This window comes from Peribacillus folii, from assembly GCF_030271255.1.
Classification (GTDB): Bacteria; Bacillota; Bacilli; order Bacillales; family DSM-1321; genus Peribacillus.
The window spans coordinates 343,555-369,103 of sequence record NZ_JASJOM010000002.1 but is presented as its reverse complement, the minus strand read 5'-3'; the positions used below and the strand labels follow the sequence as shown (position 1 = coordinate 369,103).

At 44.3% G+C, this 25,549-nt stretch carries 27 protein-coding genes; 23 read left to right on the top strand and 4 right to left on the bottom strand.

What is annotated here, in order from left to right:
* The first annotated feature begins 20 nt into the window (after nt 1–20).
* The 4 genes from QNI08_RS04420 to QNI08_RS04405 all read left to right on the top strand — a co-directional run bounded on the left by QNI08_RS04420 (nt 21) and on the right by QNI08_RS04405 (nt 3,217).
* Nucleotides 21–788, top strand: a complete 768-nt coding sequence (locus tag QNI08_RS04420; protein WP_285766217.1) for a menaquinol-cytochrome c reductase cytochrome b/c subunit — start codon at nt 21–23, stop codon at nt 786–788.
* Nucleotides 789–955: 167 nt separating this feature from the next.
* Entirely contained in the window at nt 956–1,552 is a 597-nt protein-coding gene (gene lhaT / locus QNI08_RS04415) for a lipoprotein heptaprenylglyceryl N-acetyltransferase LhaT (RefSeq protein ID WP_285766216.1), read from the top strand.
* 119 nt (nt 1,553–1,671) lie between these two features.
* The gene (gene ypjB / locus QNI08_RS04410; protein ID WP_285766215.1) at nt 1,672–2,457 is read left to right on the top strand and encodes a sporulation protein YpjB; all 786 of its coding nucleotides are present in this window, start codon (nt 1,672–1,674) and stop codon (nt 2,455–2,457) included.
* An 85-nt stretch (nt 2,458–2,542) separates the two neighbouring features.
* A complete protein-coding gene (locus QNI08_RS04405) occupies nt 2,543–3,217 on the top strand; it encodes a zinc metallopeptidase (protein ID WP_285766214.1) in 675 nt (224 codons plus the stop codon).
* Nucleotides 3,218–3,308: 91 nt separating this feature from the next.
* Here the strand turns inward: QNI08_RS04405 and QNI08_RS04400 are convergent, their stop codons facing one another.
* Entirely contained in the window at nt 3,309–4,181 is an 873-nt protein-coding gene (locus QNI08_RS04400; RefSeq protein WP_285766213.1) for a YitT family protein, read from the bottom strand.
* 168 nt (nt 4,182–4,349) lie between these two features.
* Between QNI08_RS04400 and QNI08_RS04395 the strand changes: the two genes are divergently transcribed.
* The 19 genes from QNI08_RS04395 (at nt 4,350) to hpaB (ending at nt 23,467) form a co-directional block, all read left to right on the top strand.
* A complete protein-coding gene (locus tag QNI08_RS04395) occupies nt 4,350–4,700 on the top strand; it encodes a nucleotide pyrophosphohydrolase (protein WP_285766212.1) in 351 nt (116 codons plus the stop codon).
* 1 nt (nt 4,701) lies between these two features.
* Nucleotides 4,702–5,502, top strand: coding sequence for a 4-hydroxy-tetrahydrodipicolinate reductase (gene dapB / locus QNI08_RS04390; protein ID WP_285766211.1), 801 nt, complete (start codon nt 4,702–4,704; stop codon nt 5,500–5,502).
* A gap of 17 nt (nt 5,503–5,519) precedes the next feature.
* Entirely contained in the window at nt 5,520–5,945 is a 426-nt protein-coding gene (locus QNI08_RS04385) for a methylglyoxal synthase (protein ID WP_285766210.1), read from the top strand.
* Nucleotides 5,929–6,642 carry a bacillithiol biosynthesis deacetylase BshB1 gene (bshB1, locus tag QNI08_RS04380; RefSeq protein WP_285766209.1) on the top strand — a complete coding sequence of 238 codons (714 nt, stop codon included), beginning with the start codon at nt 5,929–5,931 and terminating at the stop codon, nt 6,640–6,642. Before QNI08_RS04385 ends, bshB1 begins: the two co-directional genes overlap by 17 nt.
* A 4-nt stretch (nt 6,643–6,646) precedes the next feature.
* A complete protein-coding gene (bshA, locus tag QNI08_RS04375; protein WP_285766208.1) occupies nt 6,647–7,786 on the top strand; it encodes an N-acetyl-alpha-D-glucosaminyl L-malate synthase BshA in 1,140 nt (379 codons plus the stop codon).
* 12 nt (nt 7,787–7,798) lie between these two features.
* The gene (locus QNI08_RS04370; protein WP_285766207.1) at nt 7,799–8,992 is read left to right on the top strand and encodes a CCA tRNA nucleotidyltransferase; all 1,194 of its coding nucleotides are present in this window, start codon (nt 7,799–7,801) and stop codon (nt 8,990–8,992) included.
* Nucleotides 8,977–9,957, top strand: coding sequence for a biotin--[acetyl-CoA-carboxylase] ligase (locus QNI08_RS04365; RefSeq protein ID WP_285766206.1), 981 nt, complete (start codon nt 8,977–8,979; stop codon nt 9,955–9,957). The genes QNI08_RS04370 and QNI08_RS04365 overlap by 16 nt, the downstream gene beginning before the upstream one ends.
* Nucleotides 9,958–10,302: 345 nt before the next feature.
* On the top strand, nt 10,303–11,139 hold the full coding sequence (panB, locus tag QNI08_RS04360; RefSeq protein WP_285766205.1) for a 3-methyl-2-oxobutanoate hydroxymethyltransferase: 837 nt from the start codon (nt 10,303–10,305) through the stop codon (nt 11,137–11,139).
* Nucleotides 11,136–11,984, top strand: a complete 849-nt coding sequence (gene panC, locus QNI08_RS04355) for a pantoate--beta-alanine ligase (RefSeq protein WP_285766204.1) — start codon at nt 11,136–11,138, stop codon at nt 11,982–11,984. Before panB ends, panC begins: the two co-directional genes overlap by 4 nt.
* A 26-nt stretch (nt 11,985–12,010) precedes the next feature.
* Nucleotides 12,011–12,394, top strand: coding sequence for an aspartate 1-decarboxylase (panD, locus tag QNI08_RS04350; protein WP_285766203.1), 384 nt, complete (start codon nt 12,011–12,013; stop codon nt 12,392–12,394).
* Nucleotides 12,395–12,600: 206 nt separating this feature from the next.
* Nucleotides 12,601–15,384 (top strand): ATP-dependent DNA helicase DinG, encoded by a 2,784-nt coding sequence (gene dinG, locus QNI08_RS04345; RefSeq protein WP_285766202.1) that lies wholly within the window; start codon nt 12,601–12,603, stop codon nt 15,382–15,384.
* A gap of 151 nt (nt 15,385–15,535) precedes the next feature.
* Nucleotides 15,536–15,706 (top strand): YpmA family protein, encoded by a 171-nt coding sequence (locus QNI08_RS04340; RefSeq protein WP_285766201.1) that lies wholly within the window; start codon nt 15,536–15,538, stop codon nt 15,704–15,706.
* An 18-nt stretch (nt 15,707–15,724) separates the two neighbouring features.
* A complete protein-coding gene (locus QNI08_RS04335) occupies nt 15,725–16,201 on the top strand; it encodes a cell wall elongation regulator TseB-like domain-containing protein (RefSeq protein ID WP_285766200.1) in 477 nt (158 codons plus the stop codon).
* A gap of 19 nt (nt 16,202–16,220) precedes the next feature.
* Nucleotides 16,221–17,405 (top strand): pyridoxal phosphate-dependent aminotransferase, encoded by a 1,185-nt coding sequence (locus QNI08_RS04330; protein ID WP_285766199.1) that lies wholly within the window; start codon nt 16,221–16,223, stop codon nt 17,403–17,405.
* A 202-nt stretch (nt 17,406–17,607) separates the two neighbouring features.
* Nucleotides 17,608–18,285: a GntR family transcriptional regulator gene (locus QNI08_RS04325; RefSeq protein ID WP_285766198.1), complete on the top strand. Its 678-nt coding sequence runs from the start codon at nt 17,608–17,610 to the stop codon at nt 18,283–18,285.
* A 103-nt stretch (nt 18,286–18,388) separates the two neighbouring features.
* Entirely contained in the window at nt 18,389–19,312 is a 924-nt protein-coding gene (gene hpaI, locus QNI08_RS04320; RefSeq protein WP_285766197.1) for a 2,4-dihydroxyhept-2-ene-1,7-dioic acid aldolase, read from the top strand.
* A gap of 41 nt (nt 19,313–19,353) precedes the next feature.
* On the top strand, nt 19,354–20,868 hold the full coding sequence (gene hpaE / locus QNI08_RS04315; RefSeq protein WP_285766196.1) for a 5-carboxymethyl-2-hydroxymuconate semialdehyde dehydrogenase: 1,515 nt from the start codon (nt 19,354–19,356) through the stop codon (nt 20,866–20,868).
* Between the two features lie 25 nt (nt 20,869–20,893).
* The gene (hpaD, locus tag QNI08_RS04310) at nt 20,894–21,877 is read left to right on the top strand and encodes a 3,4-dihydroxyphenylacetate 2,3-dioxygenase (protein ID WP_285766195.1); all 984 of its coding nucleotides are present in this window, start codon (nt 20,894–20,896) and stop codon (nt 21,875–21,877) included.
* Nucleotides 21,878–21,994: 117 nt separating this feature from the next.
* A complete protein-coding gene (gene hpaB / locus QNI08_RS04305) occupies nt 21,995–23,467 on the top strand; it encodes a 4-hydroxyphenylacetate 3-monooxygenase, oxygenase component (protein WP_285766194.1) in 1,473 nt (490 codons plus the stop codon).
* A gap of 74 nt (nt 23,468–23,541) precedes the next feature.
* Here hpaB and QNI08_RS04300 read toward each other — a convergent pair whose 3' ends face one another.
* Genes QNI08_RS04300 through QNI08_RS04290 form a run of 3 tightly spaced genes read right to left on the bottom strand, consistent with a single transcriptional unit; the run spans nt 23,542 to nt 25,508 of the window.
* The gene (locus tag QNI08_RS04300; protein WP_285766193.1) at nt 23,542–23,922 is read right to left on the bottom strand and encodes a 5-carboxymethyl-2-hydroxymuconate Delta-isomerase; all 381 of its coding nucleotides are present in this window, start codon (nt 23,920–23,922) and stop codon (nt 23,542–23,544) included.
* A gap of 16 nt (nt 23,923–23,938) precedes the next feature.
* Entirely contained in the window at nt 23,939–24,727 is a 789-nt protein-coding gene (locus QNI08_RS04295; protein WP_285766192.1) for a fumarylacetoacetate hydrolase family protein, read from the bottom strand.
* 16 nt (nt 24,728–24,743) lie between these two features.
* The gene (locus QNI08_RS04290) at nt 24,744–25,508 is read right to left on the bottom strand and encodes a fumarylacetoacetate hydrolase family protein (RefSeq protein ID WP_285766191.1); all 765 of its coding nucleotides are present in this window, start codon (nt 25,506–25,508) and stop codon (nt 24,744–24,746) included.
* Nucleotides 25,509–25,549 lie beyond the last annotated feature (41 nt).

The following is a 25,549-nucleotide window of genomic DNA, read 5'->3' as shown; positions in this document are numbered from 1 at the left end:
AAAGGAGGGGGAATTGTTCAATGCATCGTGGGAAAGGTATGAAATTCGTAGGTGATTCGCGTATTTCCGCGAACCGTAAACCGAATATTCCGAAAGATTACTCAGAATATCCTGGTAAAACTGAAGCGTTTTGGCCTAATTTCCTTTTAAAGGAATGGATGGTCGGGGCTGTGTTCCTTGTCGGCTACCTATGTTTGACAATCGCACATCCATCTCCATTGGAAAGGATAGCAGATCCGACAGACACGGCGTATATCCCGCTGCCTGACTGGTATTTCCTATTCCTTTATCAATTACTTAAGTATACCTATGCTTCAGGCCCATACAATGCAATCGGGGCTCTTGTCATTCCTGGTTTGGCTTTCGGGGCATTGCTATTGGCGCCTTTTTTAGACCGTGGCCCAGAGCGGAGTCCAGCGAAACGTCCATTTGCAGTCGGCTTCATGTTTTTGGCAATTGCCGGTGTGTTTTATTTAACCTGGGAGTCAGCTGCCCATCATGATTGGGAAGCGTCCAAGAAGCAAGGGGCCATCGTTGAGGGTGCAGACATCGATAAAGATAGCGATGGATACAAGCTGATGGATTCCAATGGCTGCATCAGCTGCCATGGTGCTGAGTTGACGGGTGGCGCTGGAGCACCGAGCCTGATCGACACGGGATTAAGCCCTGAAGAAATCTCCAAAATCGCTGTCAAGGGACAGGGTGCGATGCCAGCTGGCATGTTTAAAGGGTCAGATAAAGAATTGGCTACATTAGCTGAATTCGTATCAGGATTATCGGCAAAATAAGGAACTTCATTTTCCTCATAACTAAAACGAAAAGCTGACAACATTGTTGTCAGCTTTTTCAATGGTAAAAGCAAGTCAAAATGATAAGAAATTGAAATCATTTCTTGGTTTTCAGGACGAAGACCTGTAAAATGAGAATAATCGAGAAGGTGGGAGAGGTTGAAGGAATGAATGTTATGTATGGTTGGCTTGCCAGTCGGCAAATGCTTGTATTGTTATTCATCATAAATATTCTTGGTACAGCATTTGGGTATTATTGGTATGGAAGTCAATTGGAGAACACACCAGGTATATTTTTGGCCTTCGTACCGGATAGCCCGACGGCAAGCTTGTTTTTTGTTTTTGTATTATGGGGCTTTCTTTTAAAAAGGAATTTTGGACTGATGGAAGCCTTAGCTATCATCACCCTATTTAAATATGGCATCTGGGCTGTTGTCATGAATGTAATGACGCTTGTGACCACAGGGACATTGCCATGGGAAGGGTATATGTTAATGGCTTCCCATTTGGGTATGGCGATTCAAGGGATCCTGTATGCGCCCTTTTATCGAATCAAGCCTTGGCATTTGATCGTTGCCGGAATTTGGACAATACATAATGATATAATCGATTATGTTTTCGGAATGATGCCGATCTACCGTGATTTATTGATGTATATGAATGAAATCGGCTATTTTACTTTTTGGCTGAGTATCCTTTCGATCTTTGTCGGTTGGTACTTCGGGTATCGGAAAAACCGGAAGATGCTTTCTTTCATCCCTTAAAAAGTTCACCCCGCATTTAGTTGTATAAATGCGGGGTGAACTTTTTTATGTGGAACAAGGTCTACTCATGTTTATTGTTTCATATCGTTTTAGTAGAGATATGAGGAGGGACGAGTAGCATGTTGAAAAAATCCATATTAACCATTGCTGTTTTATTTGTCGTCTTACAATTCCCTGTCTATGCAGAATCCTCTTCAAGTTTGGAGCAATTGGATAACATTTCCGACAGAGCCTTGGAAATGGCCAAGTTGAAGCGATATGGTGATTCGGAAAAGATGCTGACATATTTTTCTGACCGGTTTTTAAAGGAAACAGCGAAAGAGCAGATTCTTGACATGGACGAACTTCGGATTATCACTGTAGCTCATAATGAAGCATTGATGACGATAAAGGATATGAATAAGGGAGAATCCGAAAAGATTAATTCTGTGACGAAATTCCGCCTTGTCGTCGATGCGGTCAAGTCAACACATCAGCCCCTTTGGACAGAGATGGAGGATCAGATGATGAGTTCTTTCCAGCAGACGAAGGATGCCGCCATCAAACAAGACGCGATTACATTCAATAGCCAGTTGAACTTATTCCTTTCACAATATGAAATGATCTATCCTAGCTTAAAGGTGGACCTTTCCAAGGAAGCTATGCAGCAGTTGGACACGCGGATTCAATACATTAATCAATACAGACCGGAAGTGATCAATGATGGTGAAGGTCAAAAGGAGTTGGACGCTTTACAAACCGAATTAACCTCCATTTTTGAAGATATGGGAGAAGATGATACGGATCCTTCGCTTTGGTGGGTCATCATATCTACAGGCAGCATCATTATCATGACCCTTTCTTATGTAGGCTGGAGAAAATACAAAGGAGATCGTGAAAAACCGAGAAAACAACATCATGATTAAAAACGAAAGGAAAGAGAACACTATATTTGACAGGGGTGTCTTCAATTTATAGAATGAAAAGTAATTATAGTTATAGGAGGATACCATGTATTTCATTTATTTGGCGATTATCATATTAATCCCGATTTATGCTCAAATGAAAGTGAAAAGCACGTATAAAAAATATTCGCAGGTTCCGGCATCATCTGGGATGAATGGCGCTGAGACGGCAAGGGCCATCCTTGATCAAAATGGGCTATTCAATGTCAGGGTGGAAGAAACGCCTGGGATGCTATCTGACCATTATGATCCAAGAGATAAAACGGTGCGTTTATCGACGGATAATTACCACGGTCACTCGGTTGCAGGTGTAGCCGTTGCGGCGCATGAAGTCGGACATGCGATCCAGGATAAAGAAGCATATGCATTCTTACGGTTTCGCCATGCACTGGTACCGGTAGCTAACTTTGGTTCAAACATATCTTGGATCTTGATTTTAGTGGGGATATTGGCACGTATCCCAGGATTGCTATTGGCGGGGATCGTATTCATGGCAGCCGCTGTAGTATTCCAAGTGATAACGCTGCCGGTCGAGTTCAATGCCTCCTCTCGAGCTATGGATCAACTCGTGTCGGTTGGGGTCATCCGAAATGACGAAGAGCGGGAAACGAAAAAAGTATTGAGTGCAGCCGCGCTGACGTATGTTGCTGCCGCTCTTGTAGCCGTGCTTGAGTTGGTTCGCCTGCTGCTCATGTACACAGGCATGACGAGGGATGAGTAATATCGGTTAAGGACGCCATCATATGATGTGCGTCCTTTTATCCGTTTACACAAGTTTATGGTGTGTCCCCTTATGCCTTCTGTTCATTGAATCATCTTTCAATCGGATTCTTATTCTCATCCAGGGTGAAGCCCTCTCCCAATACATCATGCACTTCACTTACGGATACGAAGGCATGGGGGTCCACGGACGTGATTGCATTTTTTAAACGGACAAGTTCGTTCTTGGCGACGACACAATAGAGAACTTCCCGATCATTACGAGTAAATGATCCATATCCGCGTAAGACCGTCACGCCCCTCTCCATATCTTTCATGATCTTTTCAGCAATTTCCTTGTTTTTTTCACTGATGATCATCGCCCCTCTGGCCGCATATGCACCCTCCTGCATGAAATCGATGACTCTTGCTCCGATAAAAACGGCAACGAGGGTGTACATCGCCTGTCGGTAGTCCAAATAGGTAAGGATGGATAGGCCGATTACGACGGCATCAAAGATGAACATGGTACGACCCATGCCCAATCCTAAATAACGATGAGCAAAACGTGCAATGATATCGACTCCGCCCGTTGTCCCCCCATAACGGAAGATGATGCCAAGACCGACGCCGACAAAGACCCCGGCAAACAACGCAACCAGCATCAAATCGCCTCCGAGGTCGATGGTGATTTGGTACCTTTCGAACACCCATAGCCAAACAGATAGACCTACCGTTCCAATGAGGGTATAAAGAAAGGCGGTTCGCCCTAGATATTTCCATCCGATTAGAAACAGGGGAATATTCAAAACCAAATTGGAATAGGAAGGATTTATGCCAACAAGTTGATATATAATCAAGGTTAGACCGGTGAAGCCGCCTTCGGCCAAGTTATTCTGCATGTTAAAATGAACGAGGCCAAAGGCAAAGATTCCAGCCCCAAATAAGATGAATAGTGTATTTTTTAGTTTTAAGCCCAAAAGCATTCTCCATACCTCCAAACGGTTAAGTAAACCTTCAATTGACTTATTATAACTAATTAACCAACTATGGGCAATTTTGATTCGCGAACGTATCTGTTGTCATCTGTTTCACTTTTAGCTAACATGGAGATGAGATGAAGTTTGTAAACGAAATCGAGATTGGGTGACTAAATGGAAAAGAACAAGACGATTCAACAAATGCAGGCTGAGGTAGACCAATACATAGGACAATTCAAGGAAGGCTACTTCAGTCCTCTTGCCATGCTCGCCAGGATGACTGAAGAGCTGGGGGAATTAGCAAGGGAGGTCAATCATTATCATGGTGAAAAACCGAAGAAAACAACGGAGGAAGACAACACGGTCGAGGAAGAATTGGGCGACATGCTGTTTGTTTTAATCTGTTTTGCCAATTCTTTGGGAATCGACCTCCAAAGCTCACATGATAAGGTGATGCATAAGTTTACAACCCGTGATAAGGATAGATGGACAAAAAAAGAAGATAAAACGGAGGGGGAAAGGTAAAATGAGTATAGTAAAGGTGATTGTTGCCGGCCCGCGTGGCAGAATGGGAAATGAAGCGGTCAAGCTCGTGCAAAGGACGGATGAATTTGAATTGGCGGCTGTGATCGATCATAAACATAACGGGATAAATCTTTCCTCGATAGAAGGTTTCCAAGGCATTGACGTGCCTGTATTTTCGGATATAAACGAATGCTTTACTAAGGTGGAAGCCGACGTATTGATTGATTTGACTACACCAGAGGTGGGGATGTATCATACCGAGACCGCATTGAAGCACAACATCCGGCCTGTAGTGGGCACGACCGGCTTTACAAAAGAAGATTTAGCCAAGCTGGAATCCCTGACAAAGGAAAAAGGTATCGGCTGTATCATTGCACCTAATTTTGCGATAGGTGCCATTTTGATGATGAAGTTTTCGCAAATGGCGGCCAAATATTTCCCGGATGTTGAAATCATTGAAATGCATCATGATCAAAAACTGGATGCCCCATCAGGCACCGCCTCGAAAACGGCAGATATGATTGCTGCGGTACGGGAAACGAAGCAGCAAGGTCATCCCGACGAAAAGGAAACCATCCTCGGGGCAAGAGGAGCGAATGTTGACGGCATGCATATCCATAGTGTTCGGCTCCCGGGCCTCGTAGCACATCAGCAGGTACTTTTCGGTAGCGATGGGGAATTGTTGACGATCAGACATGATTCCTTTAACCGGGCATCCTTCATGTCGGGGGTTAAACTTGCGGTAGATACGGTCATGAAATTGGACATACTTGTATACGGTCTGGAAAATATTATTGAATAGGGAGTGGAGGATTGACGATGAAAATTGCCTTGATTGCCCATGATAAGAAAAAAGAAGATATCATTCAATTCGTAACAGCGTATAAAGCAGTATTTGAGCAACATGAGTTATTTGCAACAGGTACGACCGGAAAACGAATCATTGAGGAAGTGTCCTTGCCGGTTCACCGCTTTCATTCGGGTCCGCTTGGCGGAGACCAGGAAATAGGTGCCATGATCGCTCGGGGGGAAATGGATATGGTCCTCTTTTTCCGCGATCCATTGACATCACAGCCCCATGAACCTGATGTATCTGCGCTTATCCGCCTTTCCGACGTATATGAAATTCCGTTGGCGACCAATATGGGCACGGCAGAAGTACTGATCCAAGGCCTGCAGCATGGGTATATGGATTGGCTTAAACTACGAAAAAAACAAGGTGAGATCAATGACAAGCAAAAGTAATATAGATATCCTGGCGTTCGGTGCACATGCAGATGATGTTGAAATCGGTATGGGCGGCACAATCGCCAAGTATGTGCAGCAAGGCAAGAATATCGTGATATGTGATCTGACAAAAGCTGAAATGTCATCGAACGGAACGGTTTCAATAAGGCAGGAAGAAGCGAAGAAGGCGGCAGACATTCTAGGGGTGAAGAGAATTTCCCTTGATTTACCCGATCGGGGTTTATATATGAAAGCGGAATACATAAATCAAATCATTGCCATCATTCGCCGGTATAAACCTGCGCTTGTATTCGCCCCTTTTCAGGCAGATCGCCATCCCGATCATGGAAACTGCGCAAAATTAGTGGAAGAAGCAGTTTTTTCTGCGGGAGTGAGAAAGTATATGGAAGCAGAGGGAAGCGATCATCATCGTGTGAAAAATATGTATTATTATATGATAAACGGTTTTCACAAGCCCGACTTTGTCGTGGACATCACATCTACCTTACCGAGAAAGCTGGACAGCCTCAGGGCATACGTCAGCCAATTCGAAAAAACGGAGGTAACGGTGGAAACACCGCTTGTGAATGGTTATATCGAGACGGTGGAGGCACGGGAGCGGATGTTCGGCAAAGAAGCCGGAGTCGCATATGCTGAAGGATTCATGACAAAGAAACCGTTATTGATCGATGCCGATTTGTTAGGAGAAAACTAATCTTATGAAATTAAAAATTGGAATTACCTGCTATCCCACAGTTGGAGGATCAGGTGTAGTTGCAACTGAATTAGGCAAGATGCTGGCTGAAAAAGGGCATGAAATACATTTCATTTCTTCAAGCCTTCCTTTTCGCTTGAATAAGATGTACCACAATATTTATTATCACCAAGTGGAAGTGAATTCGTATTCCGTCTTCCAATATCCACCATACGATCTTGCGCTTGCAAGCAAAATGGCTGAAGTGGTGAAACGGGAAAAGTTGGATATCCTTCACGTTCATTATGCGATTCCCCATGCTGTTTGTGCGATCTTGGCAAAGCAAATGTCAGGCAATGAAGTGAAGATCGTAACTACGCTTCACGGGACAGACATTACCGTACTGGGACAGGATCCTTCACTGACCAATTTAATAAAGTTTGGAATCGAGCAATCCGATGTCGTTACAGCAGTGTCGGACTCGCTTGTCCAACAAACATATGATTTGATCGATCCCAAAAAAGAAATAAAAACCGTTTATAATTTCATTGATGAAAGAGATTACCATAAGTCCAATTCCGAATACTTGAAGGATGAATATGGCATCAAGGATGACGAAAAAGTGATCATTCATGTTTCGAATTTCCGGTCAGTCAAGCGTGTGAAAGACGTCATCCAGGCGTTTTATTTAACTCAAAAGAAAATACCTGCCAAGCTCCTCCTAGTTGGGGACGGGCCGGAAGTGACAACCGTATTGAGCTTGGCCAAAGACCTTGGAATCGCGGAGTCAGTGCTATTCCTTGGCAAACAGGACAACCTTGCCGAATTATATTCGATTAGTGATTTGTTATATCTGTTATCGGAAAAAGAAAGTTTCGGCCTTGTCCTGCTGGAGGCGATGGCATGTGGAGTGCCTTGTATCGGAACGGATATTGGCGGCATTCCCGAGGTCATCATTAATGGGGAGACTGGTTATATTTGTGATTTGGGGGATGTCGCGACGGTAGCTGACAAAGCGGTCGGTCTATTGAGTGATCCCGATTTGCATGAACGTTTTTCAGAGGCAGCACTGAAAAGAGCTAATACCGATTTTCATTCAGATACGATCATGTCAGAATATGAAGCCATTTATCTGGAAGCTCTTGAAGCTAAAAAAATCAGATAGGAGGCGATGCTGATGGATCAGCTATTCTTACAATCGGTGCCCATTCTTGAAAAGATTGAACAAGCAGGATTCGAGGCCTATTTCGTCGGTGGATCTGTCAGGGATTATATTCTAGGCCGACCGATAAATGATGTGGACATCGCCACTTCCGCTACTCCCCTGGAAATAAAATCAGTGTTTCCCAAAACGGCGGATATTGGAATCGATCACGGTACAGTGCTGGCAATCACACCCTCAGGTACATATGAAATTACGACATTTAGGACGGAAGGCGGTTATTCGGATTTCCGCAGACCGGATTCCGTTCAATTTGTTCGTTCTTTGACCGAGGACTTACAAAGAAGGGATTTTACGATGAACGCAATGGCCATGGACAAGGCCGGCAATATCATCGATCCATTCAATGGGAAGCGAGATCTTTCAGAGCAAAGGATCATTACGGTCGGCAACCCGCATGAAAGGTTTCATGAGGATGCTTTGAGGATGATGCGCGCCTTGAGGTTTGTCAGCCAGCTTGGTTTTGGGCTGGATCGTGAAACCTATCATTCGCTTCAAGCGAATGCTTCCCTCATCGGCAAAATCGCCATCGAAAGGATACTTGTCGAATTCGAGAAGGTAATGTCCGGCGCTTATAAGAAAAGGGCGATCACCCTTTTGCTGGAAAGCGGATTATCTCAATACCTGCCGCAACTCTCGGATAAACAAGACCATTTATTGAATGTACTGAATTTGCCGCTTGATCATTTAAAAGAAGCAGAGTTATGGTCCGTGATCATGATTCAAACAGCTGATGAAGAAATGGAAGCGGCATTGAGGGCATGGAAACTGCCCGTGAAAACTATCCGTAACATCCAGCGGATTGTACAGCTGGCAAAACAGGAACCATCATTTGGAAAATCAGCCTTCGAGGTATTCCAGGCAGGACATGACCTGACTGTACAGGCGTTCAAGGTCAGGGCTGCCCTCACACGGGGGGATGTCATGAAGGCGGAGGAAAGCGGCCGCCATCTGCACGAGGCTTTGACGCTCAAAAACATGTCCGAACTCTCCGTAACGGGGACGGATTTAGTGAATTGGCGTCAAGAAAAACCAGGCCCTTGGGTAAAAACGTCCCTGGAAATGATCGTGAAGGCTGTCTTGAATGGACAAGTAAGAAACGATAAAGAAGAAATAAAGAGGTGGCTGGTGAAATGCAATCTGAGTTAAGAACAAAGCTGATGGAAGCCCTTTCAAAGGCAGATGGTGCATTTATATCAGGTCAGGAGATTGCTGAATATATCGGTTGTTCACGAACAGCGGTTTGGAAGCATATTGAAGATCTTCGCAATGAAGGATATCGTGTCGAAGCGGTTAGAAAAAAAGGCTACCGTATCATATCGGCACCAGAAAAAGTCTCCGAAAGTGCAATCCAGCTTGGCTTGGAAACAAGAACGATCGGCAAGATGATTCACTATCAGGAGACGGTGGAATCCACACAAAAGATTGCCCATCAACTTGCAAATGATGGTGTTCAGGAGGGGACTCTAGTCGTTGCGGAGGAACAGATATCCGGAAAGGGCAGACTGATGAGATCTTGGCATTCACCAAAATTCAGCGGCATATGGATGAGCCTCATCTTAAGGCCGAACATTCCGGTCCATGAGGCTCCACAGCTGACCTTATTGGCAGCAGTTGCTGTGGCTCAGGCAATAGAGGATACGACGGATTTGAGACCGCAAATAAAGTGGCCCAATGATATTTTGGTGAATCGGAAGAAAGTGGTGGGCATCCTGACCGAGATGCAGGCTGAATCGGATAGGATACATTCCGTCATTATCGGAATTGGAATGAACATCAATCAACAACTGGAAGATTTTCCTGAAGAGCTCCAGGGTAAGGCCTCCTCGCTTTTCATAGAGAGCGGTGAAACGATTTCAAGGTCAACGGTCATTCAACGTGTTTTATTACGACTGGAAAATTTATATGAGCTCTACTTGAAGGAAGGGTTCGCACCAATAAAGGATTTATGGGAAAGTTACGCGATCAGTCTTGGACAGGTAATCAGGGCCAGTACCGTCAACGATACGATTATCGGAAAAGCAATGGGCATAACCGAGACGGGAGTTTTGCTCCTTGAAGATGAAAAAGGGACCGTCCATTCCATTTATTCTGCAGATATAGAAATACAGTAGATTTTTGTCAAATCGGTAAAAAAAAATAGAATTTTTGATTTTTGCTTGATATAATGCAAGTGGGCAGTATCTCTCGTGAACTGCACCCCCATAAATACCAAATTATTTGAAAATCTGCCTTGATCCAGTGTGCTGGACTAGGACGGAGGGATGAAACTTCTGATGGAACAAAAGGATTGACTAAAAAGACAAGTGCTGTTTGTTGAACGATGTTTGGCTTATTTTTGCCATTATTCGTTAGAGTGACAGGTGCCCTTTTAGTCAGTCTTTTTTTGCGTATGAATGTATAGACACCAGTTTCCTAAACTGATGTTTTCATCTCCTCCAACAAAAGGAGGAAACGTAATGAAATTGTCCGGAGATTTTTTGAAAATGAAACAAAATCAAGAGAAGATAGTGATGCTGACCGCCTATGATTATCCGTCGGCAAAATTGGCCGAACAAGCAGGGGTGGATATGATTTTAGTAGGAGATTCTTTAGGGATGGTCGTATTGGGATATGAGTCGACAATTCCTGTAACGGTGAATGATATGATCCATCACACCAAGGCTGTAAAACGGGGGGCGCCGGATACCTTTGTCGTCACCGATATGCCCTTCATGAGCTATCATCTTTCCATGGATGAAACGCTCAAGAATGCAGCCCGGATCATGCAGGAGGGACATGCGGATGCCGTGAAGCTTGAAGGGGCTGATGATGTCGTTGAAAAAATATCTGCCCTGACGAAGGCAGGCATCCCGGTTGTAGCCCATCTTGGCTTGACCCCTCAATCGGTGGGAGTGCTTGGGGGATATAAAGTCCAAGGAAAAGACGCAGAAGCTGCCGCACAGCTTGTGGAAGACGCGAAAAAGTGTGAGGCGGCCGGGGCAATGGCGATAGTATTTGAATGTGTGCCGCACCAAGTGGGGGAACTTGTCACCCGCCACTTGGAAATACCGACCATCGGGATTGGAGCAGGTGCAGAAACGGATGGCCAGGTTCTCGTTTATCATGATGTCATTAAATATGGGGTTGACCGGGTTGCCAAATTCGTCAAGGTCTTTGGTGATGCGAACCAACTGATTGGACAGTCGCTGATAAACTATGTGGATGAAGTGAAAGCGAATCGATTTCCTTCACAGGAGCATACATTTACCATGAAGGAAGAGCAGCTTTCAGAGCTTTACGGAGGGAAAAGATGAAAACTTTTACATCGGCAGGAGAATTGCAGCAGGTGCTCCGCGAAGAAAAAAGCAACAGCAAAAGTATCGGTTATGTTGCGACGATGGGCTATTTACATGAAGGGCATGCCAGCCTTATGGAAAAGGCAAGGAAAGAAAATGATATCGTCGTATTGAGTATATTCGTCAATCCATTGCAATTCGGACCGAATGAGGACTTTGAAGCATATCCGCGCGATTTGGAACGTGATGAAAACGTTGCTGATAATGCGGGTGTAGATTATCTCTTCTATCCAACCGTCGAAGAGATGTATGGTGAGGAACCTTCGGTGAAGGTTGTTGTCCAAAGTAGGACGGATTGCCTATGCGGCAGGCAAAGACCAGGCCACTTTGATGGTGTAGCGACAGTCCTTACGAAATTTTTCAATATCATCCTTCCCGATCGTGCCTACTTCGGCAAGAAGGATGCCCAGCAAGTCGCTGTAATTGATGGCTTGATAAAGGATTTCAATTTTCCGATCCAGCTAGTCGCCGTTGATACCGTCCGGGAGGAAGATGGTTTGGCGAAGAGCTCGCGGAATGTCTATCTTTCAGATGGTGAGCGCATGCAGGCTAAGGAGCTGTTTCAAGGCTTATTAAAAGCTGCCAAAGCCATTGATTCAGGTGAAACGACTGCTGCAGCGATCACGGATCTTGTAAGGAAACATATTGAAGCCCGGACAGATGGAGTCATCGACTATGTTGAAGTCTACCGATATCCGGAGCTTAAACCGCTCGAAACGCTTTCGGGAAGCATCATCATCGCGCTCGCCGTTAAATTCAAGCATGCGAGGCTTATTGATAATATAACGATCAACATGAAATAAAACATGATTTCTCAGGGGGAATTGGAATGTTTCGAACGATGATGAATGGGAAAATCCACCGTGCAAGGGTTACCGAGGCAAATTTGAATTATGTGGGCAGCATTACGATTGATGAGGATATCATTGATGCGGTAGGGATCCTGCCTAATGAAAAGGTTGCCATCGTAAATAATAACAACGGAGCTAGACTTGAAACTTACGTAATTGCTGGTGAACGGGGAAGTGGTGTCGTTTGTTTGAATGGTGCGGCAGCGAGACTTGTCCAGCCGGATGATATCGTGATAATCATATCTTATGTGCTGGTGGCTGAGGATAAACTCGAGGATCATAAGCCAAAGGTAGCGATCATGAATGAAGAGAACAAAATAATTGAATTGATTTCAAGCGAACCTGCAGCTACTATCATGTAAGCGAAGGGCCGGCCCATATGCGCATGAATTACGCATAAATGGGCCGGCCTATTTATGCGTAATTCATGCGCATATGGGCCGGCCTATTTCGTTGTTCGGATAGTATTCAATGAACCGCTTGTTTCCTTTATTCCGATTATTATGGTATAAAAAGATAAGAGAATTCCATCAGGAAGTGGAGAAAGCGAAGTTTGAGGTGTACATAAATGACGCAACGATATGTAGTGGTTGATTTGGAAACAACAGGGAATTCTCCGAAAAAAGGGGATCGAATCATTCAATTTGCTGGGGTGGTCATCGAAAATGACCAGATTGTTGATGAATACTCGACATACATTCACCCTGGACAGGAAATTTCCCTCTTTATTGAAGAATTGACCGGAATCAGCAACGAGACGGTAAAACATGCACCTGACTTTGAGGATGTCGCACATAATATTGCCCAGCTTATTGACGGGGCTTGTTTTGTAGCCCACAATGTTTCATTCGATTTATCTTTTTTACAGGAAGAATTGGTACGCTGCGGGTATGAGGCCTTTTATGGTTCGACCCTTGATACGGTGGAATTAGCCAAGATTTTAAAACCAACATCGGATGGATATAAGCTTAACCAGCTGGCTAAAGAAGAAAATCTGGATCATTCGAGGCCGCATCAGGCGGATAGTGATGCATATGCCACGGCCTTGCTGCTGCTGGAATTGAAGAAAAAGCTGATGAATCTCCCAGTGATGACGCTGAAACAATTATATCGTTTATCTTTTTCCTTACAAAGTGAGATATCCGAATTGATAGATGCTTGCATTGCAAGCAAATTAGCGAAAGCGGAAGTGCATTCCCCGGAACTTATTACGTATAGGGGCCTTGCCTTTAAAAAGACCGGCGAAGAATGTGATCATAGTGATGCCGGCGCGGAATATCCTACTAACGATGAAGATAAAATGACGATGCTGCAACGTGCTTTTCCTGCTTTTGAAGCAAGGCGCGGTCAGCTTGAGATGATGGATATGATTTACAATTCCTTTGAATCGAACGAAGATGCAATCATTGAAGCGGGGACGGGGATAGGTAAATCTTTAGGCTATCTGCTTCCAGCCGTTTATTTTGCAAGAAAGCATCAAAAGCCGGTTGTCGTTTCGACGTATACGCTTCAACTGCAGGATCAGCTTCTTCAAAACGAGGTTCCTAAGCTGAAGGCGATCCTTCCATTTAATTTTCAGGCTGTCCTGTTAAAAGGGAGAAGCAATTATTTAAGTTTGGCGAAGTTCGAGCGCGCATTGCGTGAAAAGGAAGACAACTATGAAACCGCCTTAACGAAAATGCAGATATTGGTCTGGCTTACTGAAACGGAAACGGGCGATAAGGATGAATTGAACCTTTCCAGCGGCGGTCAGCTGTTTTGGAATAGGCTGCAAAGTGACGGTCTTACATATGAAGGTTTAAAACAACCTTGGCAAACATTGGATTTTTTTGAAAGAGCAAAAAAAACGGCAGTGAAGGCTGATATCATCATCACCAACCATTCATTTTTAATGTCCGATCTTCTGACAGAAGATGCGTTGATTCCGAAGAAAGGCTTCCTGATCCTTGATGAAGCGCATCATCTTGAGCAAGCTGCCTCTAAACAGCTTGGAAGAAGGCTCAATTATATTGCCGTGAAAACGGTATTGAATCGATTAGGGAATTCTGACCAAAAGCAATTATTGTTTAAATTGGACAAATTACTCGTAAATAACGGACTGGCGGATGAAAGGAATGGCAACGAGCTGGATCAAAAGCTCAATGATTTTTCCTATGAATTTGAGCAGCTTTTCCATTTCCTCTCCAATCAGGCGGAAAAACTTTCACGTTCAGTAGGTCCGAAACGGATCTCATTCAGGATTGAAGACGGAAGATGGGGTAAAGCGATCCTGGTTGCCGAGCGATTGGTAGATTTATTGGGTTACATCATCATGGAGCTCTCACAAAGATTGGCCCAGCTATTGAATCATGAGTCTCCCTTAGGTAAAAACTCATTATTTTATTTAAACGATATCGAAGTTCTCCTTGGTCAGCTGCAGGATACGAGGGACTCGTTACATGAGTTCTTCATGAAGCCGCATGAAGAAAATATTTATTGGCTTGATTATATTCATGCGGCACCGCAGCACGGAGTGACATTGACGGTCCAGCCGATTGCCGGCGGTAAATGGCTGTGGGACTCCTATTTCGGGCGTCAGAAAAGTGTGGTCATGACATCGGCAACCCTAGTCGTGAAGGATTCCTTTCAGTATTTTAAGGAGCAACTTGGGCTTGGGGACCAGACCGTGCTAACGGCAAGGTTTCCTTCGCCTTTTCCTTATAGAGAGCTAGTAAAGGTTCTCGTTCCCAATGATTTACCCGATATCAATGGATTATCTGTGGAGGAATTCTCGGAAACGGCAGCGAACCATATCATTGCCGCTGCACAGGCAGCCAATGGCAGGACGATGGTATTATTCACTTCGCATGAGATGCTGAGGGCCACTTATCATTCCATCAAAGACTCCGGGGTTTTGGACGAGTTCACCTTGTTTGCTCAAGGCATTTCCGGCGGCAGCCGAATGAGGCTGCTCAGGAACTTCCAAAACTTCGAGAAAGCCATCCTTTTTGGAACGACAAGCCTATGGGAGGGGGTCGATATCCCAGGTGAGGATTTATCTTGTTTAGTCATTGTCAGGCTGCCATTTTCACCACCGGATGAACCGGTAACCGCTGCAAAATGCCAGTTTTTCGAGAAGCAAGGACGAAATCCTTTTGCAGCTTATTCCCTACCCGAAGCATTGTTAAGATTTCGCCAAGGATTCGGCAGGCTTATACGTACCCCCAATGACAAAGGGGTTTTGGTCGTTCTAGATCGGCGCATTGTCACGGCTAAGTATGGACCGGAATTTCGCAAGGCCATACCAGCGGTCGATTGGCACCTAGCATCAATCACGGAGATGGCGGAAATGATAGAAGAATGGATATCATGAATTTGTTGATCATGGATCGATTCCGCCTCAAATTTTACAGAATTATAAAGAAAAATAATCATCGAACTGGTATAATGTGATAGGTGGTAAGGCCTGCTAATCCTATTCATACCAGTGGTTGTTGACAATTTTATAATGGAGGGGCATTTTCATGGAAAGCAAAATTGAAGTAATCTCGACAGTCAGGCTACAGCACTCACCTGATTTGTATAAAATCGTGGATTCTTTGAACCGAACATTGAAAAAGGATGATTTGATGTTCGGATTGGCATTGGATTCCGAAGATCAACAAAAAGCGATATTTACAATATATCGTACATAGAAAGTGGGAATAACAGCTTTGAAAAAATGGTTGATTGTTGCTTCCATCCTGGTCCTTTGTTTTATCGGATTTGTCGGCGGAGCATATATTAAAGCATTGCAGCCAAAAAAAGAAGCTGGCAATGCTGCCTTTAAAAAGGCGAGGGAAGAGGCCGGCCTTCAGACAATGGACGAATTTTACCTTTATAATGGACAGGATTCATATACCGTCATCATCGGTAAAGGCGAAAAAGGAACGAAAAAAGTAGTCTGGCTTCCCGAGGATAAAAAAAAGAAAATAGTAGTGGAAGACTATAAAGATGGTAAAACGAAAAAAGAAATCTTGAGCATTGCCAAGGAAAAGCTCAATCCAGAGAAAATCCTTTCCGTAAAGCTTGGCATGGAAAAGAACGTTCCCCTTTGGGAAGTAACATATCTTGATGATTCCGAGCGTTTTAATTATGATTATTATGATTTTAAAACCGGAGAATGGCTTAAGTACTATCGAAGCATTTAGAATGGGGGATTATTTAATTATGAAATTAGCGAATCGAGTTCAGTCGTTGACACCATCAACAACATTGGCCATCACGGCAAAAGCGAAAGAACTTAAAGCCAAAGGCATTGATATCATTGGTCTTGGGGCCGGTGAACCAGACTACAATACGCCCAAGCATATAATTGACGCAGCCGTTCAATCAATGAACGAAGGACAGACCAAATATACGCCTTCTGCTGGTCTGCCTAAGCTTAAAGAAGCGATATCAGCTAAATTGAAACGTGATCAAGGCTTGGAATACAAAACCTCTGAAATCTTGGTCGGCTCCGGGGCCAAGCATGCGCTTTACACATTGTTTCAAGCGATTTTGGATGAAGGCGATGAAGTCATCGTTCCAATACCATATTGGGTAAGCTACCCTGAACAAATCAAGCTTGCTGACGGAAAGCCGGTTTATATTGTCGGCTCCGAGGAAAACCAATATAAAATAACGAAGGAACAGCTGGAACAAGCGATTACCGATAAAACGAAAGCAGTAATCATTAATTCCCCGAGCAATCCAACGGGTATGCTTTATACGAGGGAAGAATTGGCTGCCATTGGGGAAGTGTGCCTTGCCCATGATATCTTGATCGTATCCGACGAAATTTATGAAAAATTGGTTTATGGAAATGCAACGCATACCTCGATTGCAGAGATTTCACCCGAATTGAAAAAGCAAACGATCATCATCAATGGCGTTTCTAAATCACATTCAATGACAGGCTGGAGAATCGGATATGCCGTCGGTGATGAGGCTATCATCAAAGCGATGACGAACCTTGCCAGCCATAGTACATCCAATCCTACTACGACAGCGCAATACGGAGCGATTGCTGCCTACGAAGGGCCGCAGGATGCCGTTGAAGAAATGCGTCAAGCGTTCGAGGGACGTTTGAACAAGATATATGATAAATTGGTCGAGATTCCTGGCATAAGCTGCATTAAACCACAGGGAGCATTTTACCTGTTTCCGAATGTCAAACGCACAGCTGAACTAACTGGATACAGCAATGTCGAGGACTTTACGACTGCATTATTGGAAGACGCGAAAGTGGCGGTCATTCCAGGTTCAGGTTTTGGTGCACCTGATAATATCCGACTTTCTTATGCGACTTCATTGGAATTGCTTGAAGCAGCGATTGAAAGAATCCATTCATTTGTTACATCCAAAATGGCATAATCCTTCCCAAGCCTGCAGATCCCGCATAAAGCGGACTGCAGGCTTTTTTTAGTTAGAAGCCCCCTTTGGAAATGGGGCTCCGACTGCCGTTACGTATGATCATTCGCTTCACCGGCGCCACGGAGGTACAAGAGACGAAATCATATATGATTTCATGCAAAAATCAATTGCAATCATATATGATTTCGTATATGATGAAAATATGGAAGATAAATACAAAAACACTAGTAAAAAGCAAGTGGCATACGAACACCTGCGTCAATTAATTTTAGATGGGACATTTGGCTCTGGTCAGCGTATCATCATTGATCAAATTGCTAAAGAATTGCGTTTAAGTCCAATCCCGGTCAGGGAGGCAATCAGGCAGCTCGAATCCGACGGACTTATTCAATACAAGCCATATAGCGGGGCCGTAGTTACAAGCATCAATGAGAGCGAATATATTGAAACGCTTTCTGTCTTATCGCTGCTTGAAGGCTATGCAGCTGCGTTAAGTTCTTTAACGATGGATGATCAGGATTTTGACAGCCTAATTAATTTAAACAAGGAAATGGAAAGTGCGCTCCATAACTTTGAATTAGAGCTGTTTGGTAAATTGAATGAGCGCTTTCATGCTGAAATCAATGAAAAGTGTGGGAATTCCTTTTTAATAGAGGAAATCAAGCAGTCACGGCAAAGGATGAATAGAGTAAGAAAGTCGATGTTCACGATGGTGCCGCAGCGTGCAGTCCAATCGATTCCTGAACATGAAAGCATCATCAAGCTTCTGCAGGAAAAAGCTTCATTCGAAGAAATTGAAGCATTGGTAAGAAAGCATAAACTTAATGCCATCAGTACGTTCAAGCAGAGGGCAGATACAAATCAGGATCAGGCACTCTGATGACCCGGGCTTTGTTTTATAATAGTCGTTTGATTATCTATAAAAACAAGGCTCCTTTTTTATGGGTTTTATTCAGAATATTTTAAAAAAGGTGGTCGGAAAAATGTACGAGGAAATTAAAAGCCGTTTAAGGGGATCCATTGCTCCAGTTGTAACACCATTTGATAAGAATTTGGAAGTGGACACAAAAGAAATTGAAAATCTAGTAAACTGGCATATTGAAAGCGGTTCACATGGCATTTCGGTTTGCGGGACTACGGGAGAGCCAAGTTCATTATCATTGGAAGAACGGGAGCTGGTGATGGAAACTGCAATAAAAACGGCAAATGGCAGGGTTCCGGTTGCACCAGGCACAGGATCTGCCAATCAAAAAGAAACGTTGCATTTGACTAAAAGGGCCCAGGAAATGGGGGCAGATGCTGCAATGGTAATCGTTCCTTATTACAATAAACCAAACCAGCAGGCGCTTTATGACCATTTTAAGACGGTAGCGAATTCAGTCGATTTACCGATTGTCATCTATAACATTCCGGGCAGGACGGCGACGAATTTAGAAGTGAAGACATTGGCCCGGCTTGTTGAAGATTGTAAAAATATCATTGGTGTAAAGGAATCCAATAAGGATTTTGAACATGTGAACCGTGTTCTGCTGACTTGTGGACGGGATTTCCTCTTGTATTCCGGAATCGAATTATTATGCTACCCGATGCTTGCAATAGGAGGAGCGGGACATATTAGTGCAACAGCGAATATCATCCCTGAAAAAGTGGCCGATATATATAACCTTTGGGCAAAAGGGGAGCTGGATAAGGCACTGGACCTGCATTATAAATTGATGCCTCTGAATGATGTCCTGTTCAAAGAAACCAATCCAGGACCATTGAAAGCGGCGATGGGGATGATGGGAAAAATCAATCCAGCCTTAAGGCCGCCAATGGGCCCGCCTTCTGAATCATTGGAGAGGGAGTTATGTGAAACCCTCCAGTCATACGGATTGGCGGAACAAGTCATCAATCCATCATCATAAGATGATACCTTTACCGACTATAAATTGAAGGAGGACTCATCATGCCAACTTTTCCCGTGCAGGATGTCGAGCATTACATCAATGGGCACTTCACCAATGGTATTTCAGGAAAAACTTTCGCCAATCTTAACCCCTTCAATAATCAAGTAATCAACAATGTCGCGGAAGGGGTTAAAGAAGATATCGATCAAGCGGTAGCTGCAGCAAGGGAAGCATTCGATAATGGACCATGGCGGAAGATGAAAGTGGAAGAAAGGATGACATATTTAATAAGGATTGCTGATTTAATTGAAGAAAATGCCGAGGAAATTTCCTTTCTTGAATCACTTGATACAGGGCTGCCCATTAGCCAAACAAAAAAACAGGCAGAACGGGGAGCTGAGAATTTCAGATTTTATGCGGAGATGGTGAAAAGCAGGCTGATTGGCGAATCGTATCAGGTGGATGAAACTTTCATAAATTATACGATTCATAAACCCATAGGTGTCGCGGGCTTAATTACGCCGTGGAATGCGCCTTTCATGTTAGAAACGTGGAAAATCGCCCCCGCTTTGGCCACAGGTAATACATGTGTCCTTAAACCTGCGGAATGGTCTCCCTTGACCGCCAATAAGTTAGCTCAGATCTTTGACCAATCCGGATTGCCGAATGGCGTATTGAATATCGTCCACGGTTTCGGGGAAACGGCAGGGGCTTCGCTCGTTGCCCATCCTGATGTCCAATTGATCTCGTTTACCGGAGAAACGACGACTGGCGCACAAATCATAAAAAATGGCGCTGATACCATGAAACGTTTTTCCATGGAGCTCGGCGGGAAGTCACCTGCGATCATTTTTGAAGATGCTGACCTAGAAAAGGCACTCGATTCCGTTATTTGGGGAATTTATTCTTTCAATGGAGAGCGCTGCACAGCGAATTCGAGATTATTCGTCCATGAGTCGATCATCGGCCGATTCGTCCAAAGATTGAAGCAGCGTGTACACTCGATCAAAATTGGCAATCCGATGGATCCAGGAACGGAAATCGGACCGCTAATTCACCGCAACCATTTCGATAATGTTTCCCGCTATCTGAATATAGCCAAAGACGAAGGAGCTGATATTGTATGCGGCACCATTCCTGACGAGTTCAAAGAAGGGAATTTCATTGCTCCGACGTTACTCCTTAACTGTACAAATGATATGACGGTGGCCCAAGAGGAGATTTTTGGACCAGTGATGGCGGTCATCCCTTTCAAGACGGAAGAAGAAGCCCTGAGAATGGCCAACGATGTTAAGTATGGGCTGGCCGCATATGTTTGGACAAATGACATGAAGCGCGGACATAGATTCGCTCATGCGGTCGATAGCGGGATGGTCTGGGTGAATTCCCAAAATGTCAGGGATTTGCGAATCCCTTTTGGCGGTTCGAAGTACAGTGGGATTGGTCGTGAAGGGGGCCATTACAGCTTTGAGTTCTATACGGAAACCCAAGTCATCCATGTTGCGATTGGAGAGCATCACATTCCGAAGTTCGGAGTGGAAAAACAAAATGCCGTTTCTTCTGCCGAAAAATAATCGAGATTAAGAAAGGGAGAACACTATGAATTTTTCCATTATACGTGTTGCGAGAACGATTCTTAATGTTACCGATTTGGACAAATCGAGGGCGTTCTATGTGGATGCCTTAGGTTTCATAGAAACGGAAAGGACGAACGAACATATTTATTTGCGTGGGCTGGAGGAAGCGCACCATCATTCCCTGATTCTCCAGAAGGCTGAAAAGCCAAGCGTGGAAGCAATAGGGTATAAGGTTGAAAAAGAGGAAGATCTTAATGAACTGGAAGCTTCATTTAAAGCTAAAGGGATGAAAATGAAGTGGATGGAGGAGGGAACGCAGCATGCATTAGGCAGGGCGCTCCGTGTTCAGGACATTTCCGGCTTGCCAATCGAATTTTTTTGCAAGATGGATAAAGCGGAGAGGCTGTTGCAGCGATACGATTTGCATAAGGGCTCAAGGGTTCAGAGAATCGATCATGTGAATTGCAGCGTTTCCAATGTGCAAAAAGCCCACGACTTTTATGTGAAAGAATTAGGTTTCGCTTGCTCGGAAGACACAGTCGATGAGGCAGGGCATTTATGGGCCACATGGCTGCATAGGAAACAAACGGTCCATGATCAGGCCTTCATGAATGGTGTTGGTCCAAAGCTTCACCATATCGGCTTTTGGCTGCCGGATCCGCTCGCGATCATCCATGCTTGTGATGTGCTGGCATCACTCGGTTATGCTCAGTCCATTGAACGCGGACCCGGAAGGCATGGTCTGTCCAACGCATTTTTTCTTTATTTAAGAGATCCGGACGGACATAGAATCGAACTATACAATGGCGATTATTTAACGTCCGATCCAGATAATGAACCGATTCATTGGGATTTGGATGATCCTAGGCGCCAAACCTTTTGGGGTGCCAAGGCTCCTGATTCATGGTTCGATGAGGCTTCCGTTGTCCTTGATATCCTCACGCGTGAAGAAGTGCCCCTTGTTGACCCCATCCTTGAAAAAAAGAAGCCTGAATTCATGATTTAGGACATCGGCGTTTAGATGACGATTGGTGCAGGAAAACTTGACATGAGCCTTCGGAATTTTCAAAGCTATATGTTGTAAGCGCTTCATTACCATTTTGGGATTAAAGGAGGATATGAGATGCCAGCGAAAACAGGTGAGGAATATATTAATAGGGTCAACGAGGCAAAAGCGAATGTTTGGATCAATGGGGAGCAAGTGAAAGAAAAGATCAGTGAACATCCAGCATTTAAAGGGGTCATGAAAACCCAGGCTGAATTATATGATCTCCAGCATGATCCCGGGAAACAAGACATCATGACATACACTTCACCATCCTCGAATGATAGAGTGGGTACATCATTCATGCAGCCGCGGACGAAGGAAGACCTTGAAAAAAGACGAATGATGTTTCAGGAATGGGCCCGTCATAATAACGGCATGATGGGGAGATCTCCTGATTATATCAATAGCGGAATGATGGCATATGGATCGGCTGCCGACATGTTCGCTTCCAAGGATGAGATGTTTGCAAAAAATATGGAAGCTTATTATGAGCTCTGCCGGGAAAAGGACTTGTCTTTGACACATACCTTGATTCAACCGCAAGTAAATCGGGGGGTGAGTGCTTCAAAGCTTCCCGATCCCTACATCGCTGCCAGGATAGCGGGCAAGAATTCAGAAGGGCTCATTATTAAAGGAGCAAGGCTACTCGCTACACAAGGAGGGATAACGGACGAAATCATGGTTTTTCCTTCAACGCTGCTCAAGCAATCCGAAGAAGAAAATCCCTATGCATTCGCCTTCTCAATCCCGAATAATACACCGGGCTTAAAGTTCATCTGTCGTGAATCCTTTGATTATGGCAAATCACATTATGACCATCCGCTTGGATCAAGATTTGAGGAGATGGATACGATCATCGTTTTTGATGACGTGGTCGTTCCTTGGAACCGGGTATTTGCATATGGAGATGTCGGCATTTGTAACCAGGCTTATAATGAAAGCAATGCCGTGGTACATATGACGCATCAAGTGGTAGCAAAGAATATCGCCAAAACGGAGTTCATCCTGGGGATTCTGCAACTGATGGTGGAAACGATCAACATTGGGCAATATCAGCACGTTCAGGAAAAGATTTCGGAAGTCATCATCGCACTTGAAACGGTGAAGGCTTTCATTACTGCCTCTGAGGCAAACGCAAAAGTGGATAAGTGGGGAATTATGACACCCGAGTTCACCCCGTTGAACATTGCCCGTAATTATTATCCGAAAATTTATCCAAGATTCGGTGAAATCATGCAGATTCTGGGGGCTAGCGGCTTGATGGCCATCCCGAATGAAGCCGATTTCAATTCCGAGCTCCGGCCGGATTTAGAAAAATATCTTCAGGCAGCAAATGGGCCGGCTTATGAAAGGGTCAGATTGTACCGGCTGGCATGGGATGTATGCATGAGTTCATTTGGCACGAGGCAAACACTATATGAACGGTTCTTTTTTGGAGATCCGATCAGGATGGCAAGCGCTTTATATAACGGCTATGATAAACAGGTATTTGTGGACCGCGTCAAAGAATTTTTAAACCGCTCAGGACACCTCGCAGAAATCAATTGAATGTATGTCCCATGCAATAACAAAAGGCCTTCCCGAACATCGGGAGGCCTTTAAAGCGGAAATGCAGGTTTTCATTAATATCGATCATGAATATTATTCTTTTTATATGTGCCTGACTCACCGAATTCCACAAGCTCCATGGAAAGGGCGAGATATCTTTTGGAAAAAAGCGGATCAAAATGGTCTTCCATCGCTGCAAAAAGCTTATCACATACTTTCGCCTTATCAGTCTCATTTCGTCCAGCACCAATTTTCAGCATGGCGTGAACAAAGGCATCATCCTCAGAGCCATCGGCAACACGATAATGCTTCAATTCAATGGCTCGGGAACGAATGCCGCCAACCGGAAAGATGGTGGCATAGGAGATTAAAACATCATTCATTTTCATTAATAGTTCCCCAATCTCGATTTCACCTTTTATATTATCCGTATATTCTATAATGATATGAGGCATGACCCTATCCTTTCCCTTAATTATGGACTTCGTTATACGACGGACCCTGTCCCTTCGTAAAAATATCGTCACTGATGATTGTACTGACGAGCTTTCCGATCCCTTCAATTTCAGTCGTTATTTCATCTCCTACGGCGGTGTTTGCCAATCCTTCGGGAGTACCGGTCAATATCACATCTCCTGGACTCAAAGTCATGAAACTGCTGAAGTATTCAATTAACTCGGCAATGCCGAATATCATGTCTTTCGTATTGCCCTCCTGGGTCAATTTTCCGTTAACGTATGTCTTGATACTTAGGTTCATCGGGTCGGGAATATCTCCTGCGTCGACGATCCAAGGTCCGATCGGGGTGCAAGTATCCCGGTTTTTCACCTTTAAGTTGGGGCGATAGTAGTTCTCGAGGTAATCTCTTATTGCGTAATCATTGGCTATGGTATAGCCCAAAACATAATCAAACGCTTTCGCTTTATTTATCCCCTTCGCCGTTTTGCCGATGACGACAGCCAGCTCGCATTCATAATGCATATATGTGGCATCAAGAGGCCTTCTTGTCTGTCCGCGGTGTCCGATGAAGGTATTTGGTCCTTTTAAAAAAGCGAGAGGTTCTTCGGGAGCTTTAAAAGCAAGTTCTTTTGCATGATCCGCATAATTCAAGCCTAGCGCGAATACGGTGCGGGGCACCAACGGGGGAAGCCATACAACATCTTGCTCTTCAACGATCCGGCCATCTGCTAATTTAAGCTGTCCATTAGATTCGCATGCCTCATGGATGGCACCGGCATATGCTACTCGTGCTTTCTTCATGATATCCCCTCCATCGCTAGTTTTTTCCTGGAACAATCGGATTTTCCAAATAACCGATTTCATCTATTTCAATCCTGATATGATCGTTCGCTTTCGCGAGAGGGGCATTCTCGGGAACTCCGGTTAAAAGGACATCTCCGGCGTTCAAGGTCATGAAGTCTGTTACATCTTCAATGAGCTGGGAAATGGGCCGTATTAGATTGACCGTTGTATTTTCCTGCCTTAGCTGCCCATTGATATACACACGGATTCCTAAACCATCGGGATCCGAGATCGAATCTTTGGAGACAACCCAAGGTCCGATCGGGCAAAAACCATCACGGGCCTTGAAACGGATTGCCGGTCGGTATACGCTTTCGTGGGGAATGCTGACATCATTGACAATCGTAAATCCTTCTATAAAATCCATTGCTAGCGCTTTCTTTACTTTGGAGGCTGTCTTACCGATTACGATTCCAAGGGCTGCCCCGATTTCCAACTCAGGTACTCCGGCTGGAAGCGGGATCGGCCTCGCAAAAGCAGAGAACGTGTTTTTAGGTTTAATGTAGAGCACAGGCCCTTTGGGCGGTTCATTATAAGGAGGATGGTGAACTTGGTCCTTTAACGCTTCCAATGAACCCTTGTAATTTAATAATGTTCCATACACCGTTCCTGTAACCGGAACATCCAGATTCACTTGAGACAACTCACGGCTTTTTCCGTTCAATATGATATTGTGATAGGAGATATCGACCTCTTCTGAAAACTCCGAATCGTCAAGTTTCACCCTTGCCTTTAACATGAACACTCACTCCTCGAGTTATTATAATCATATATGATATC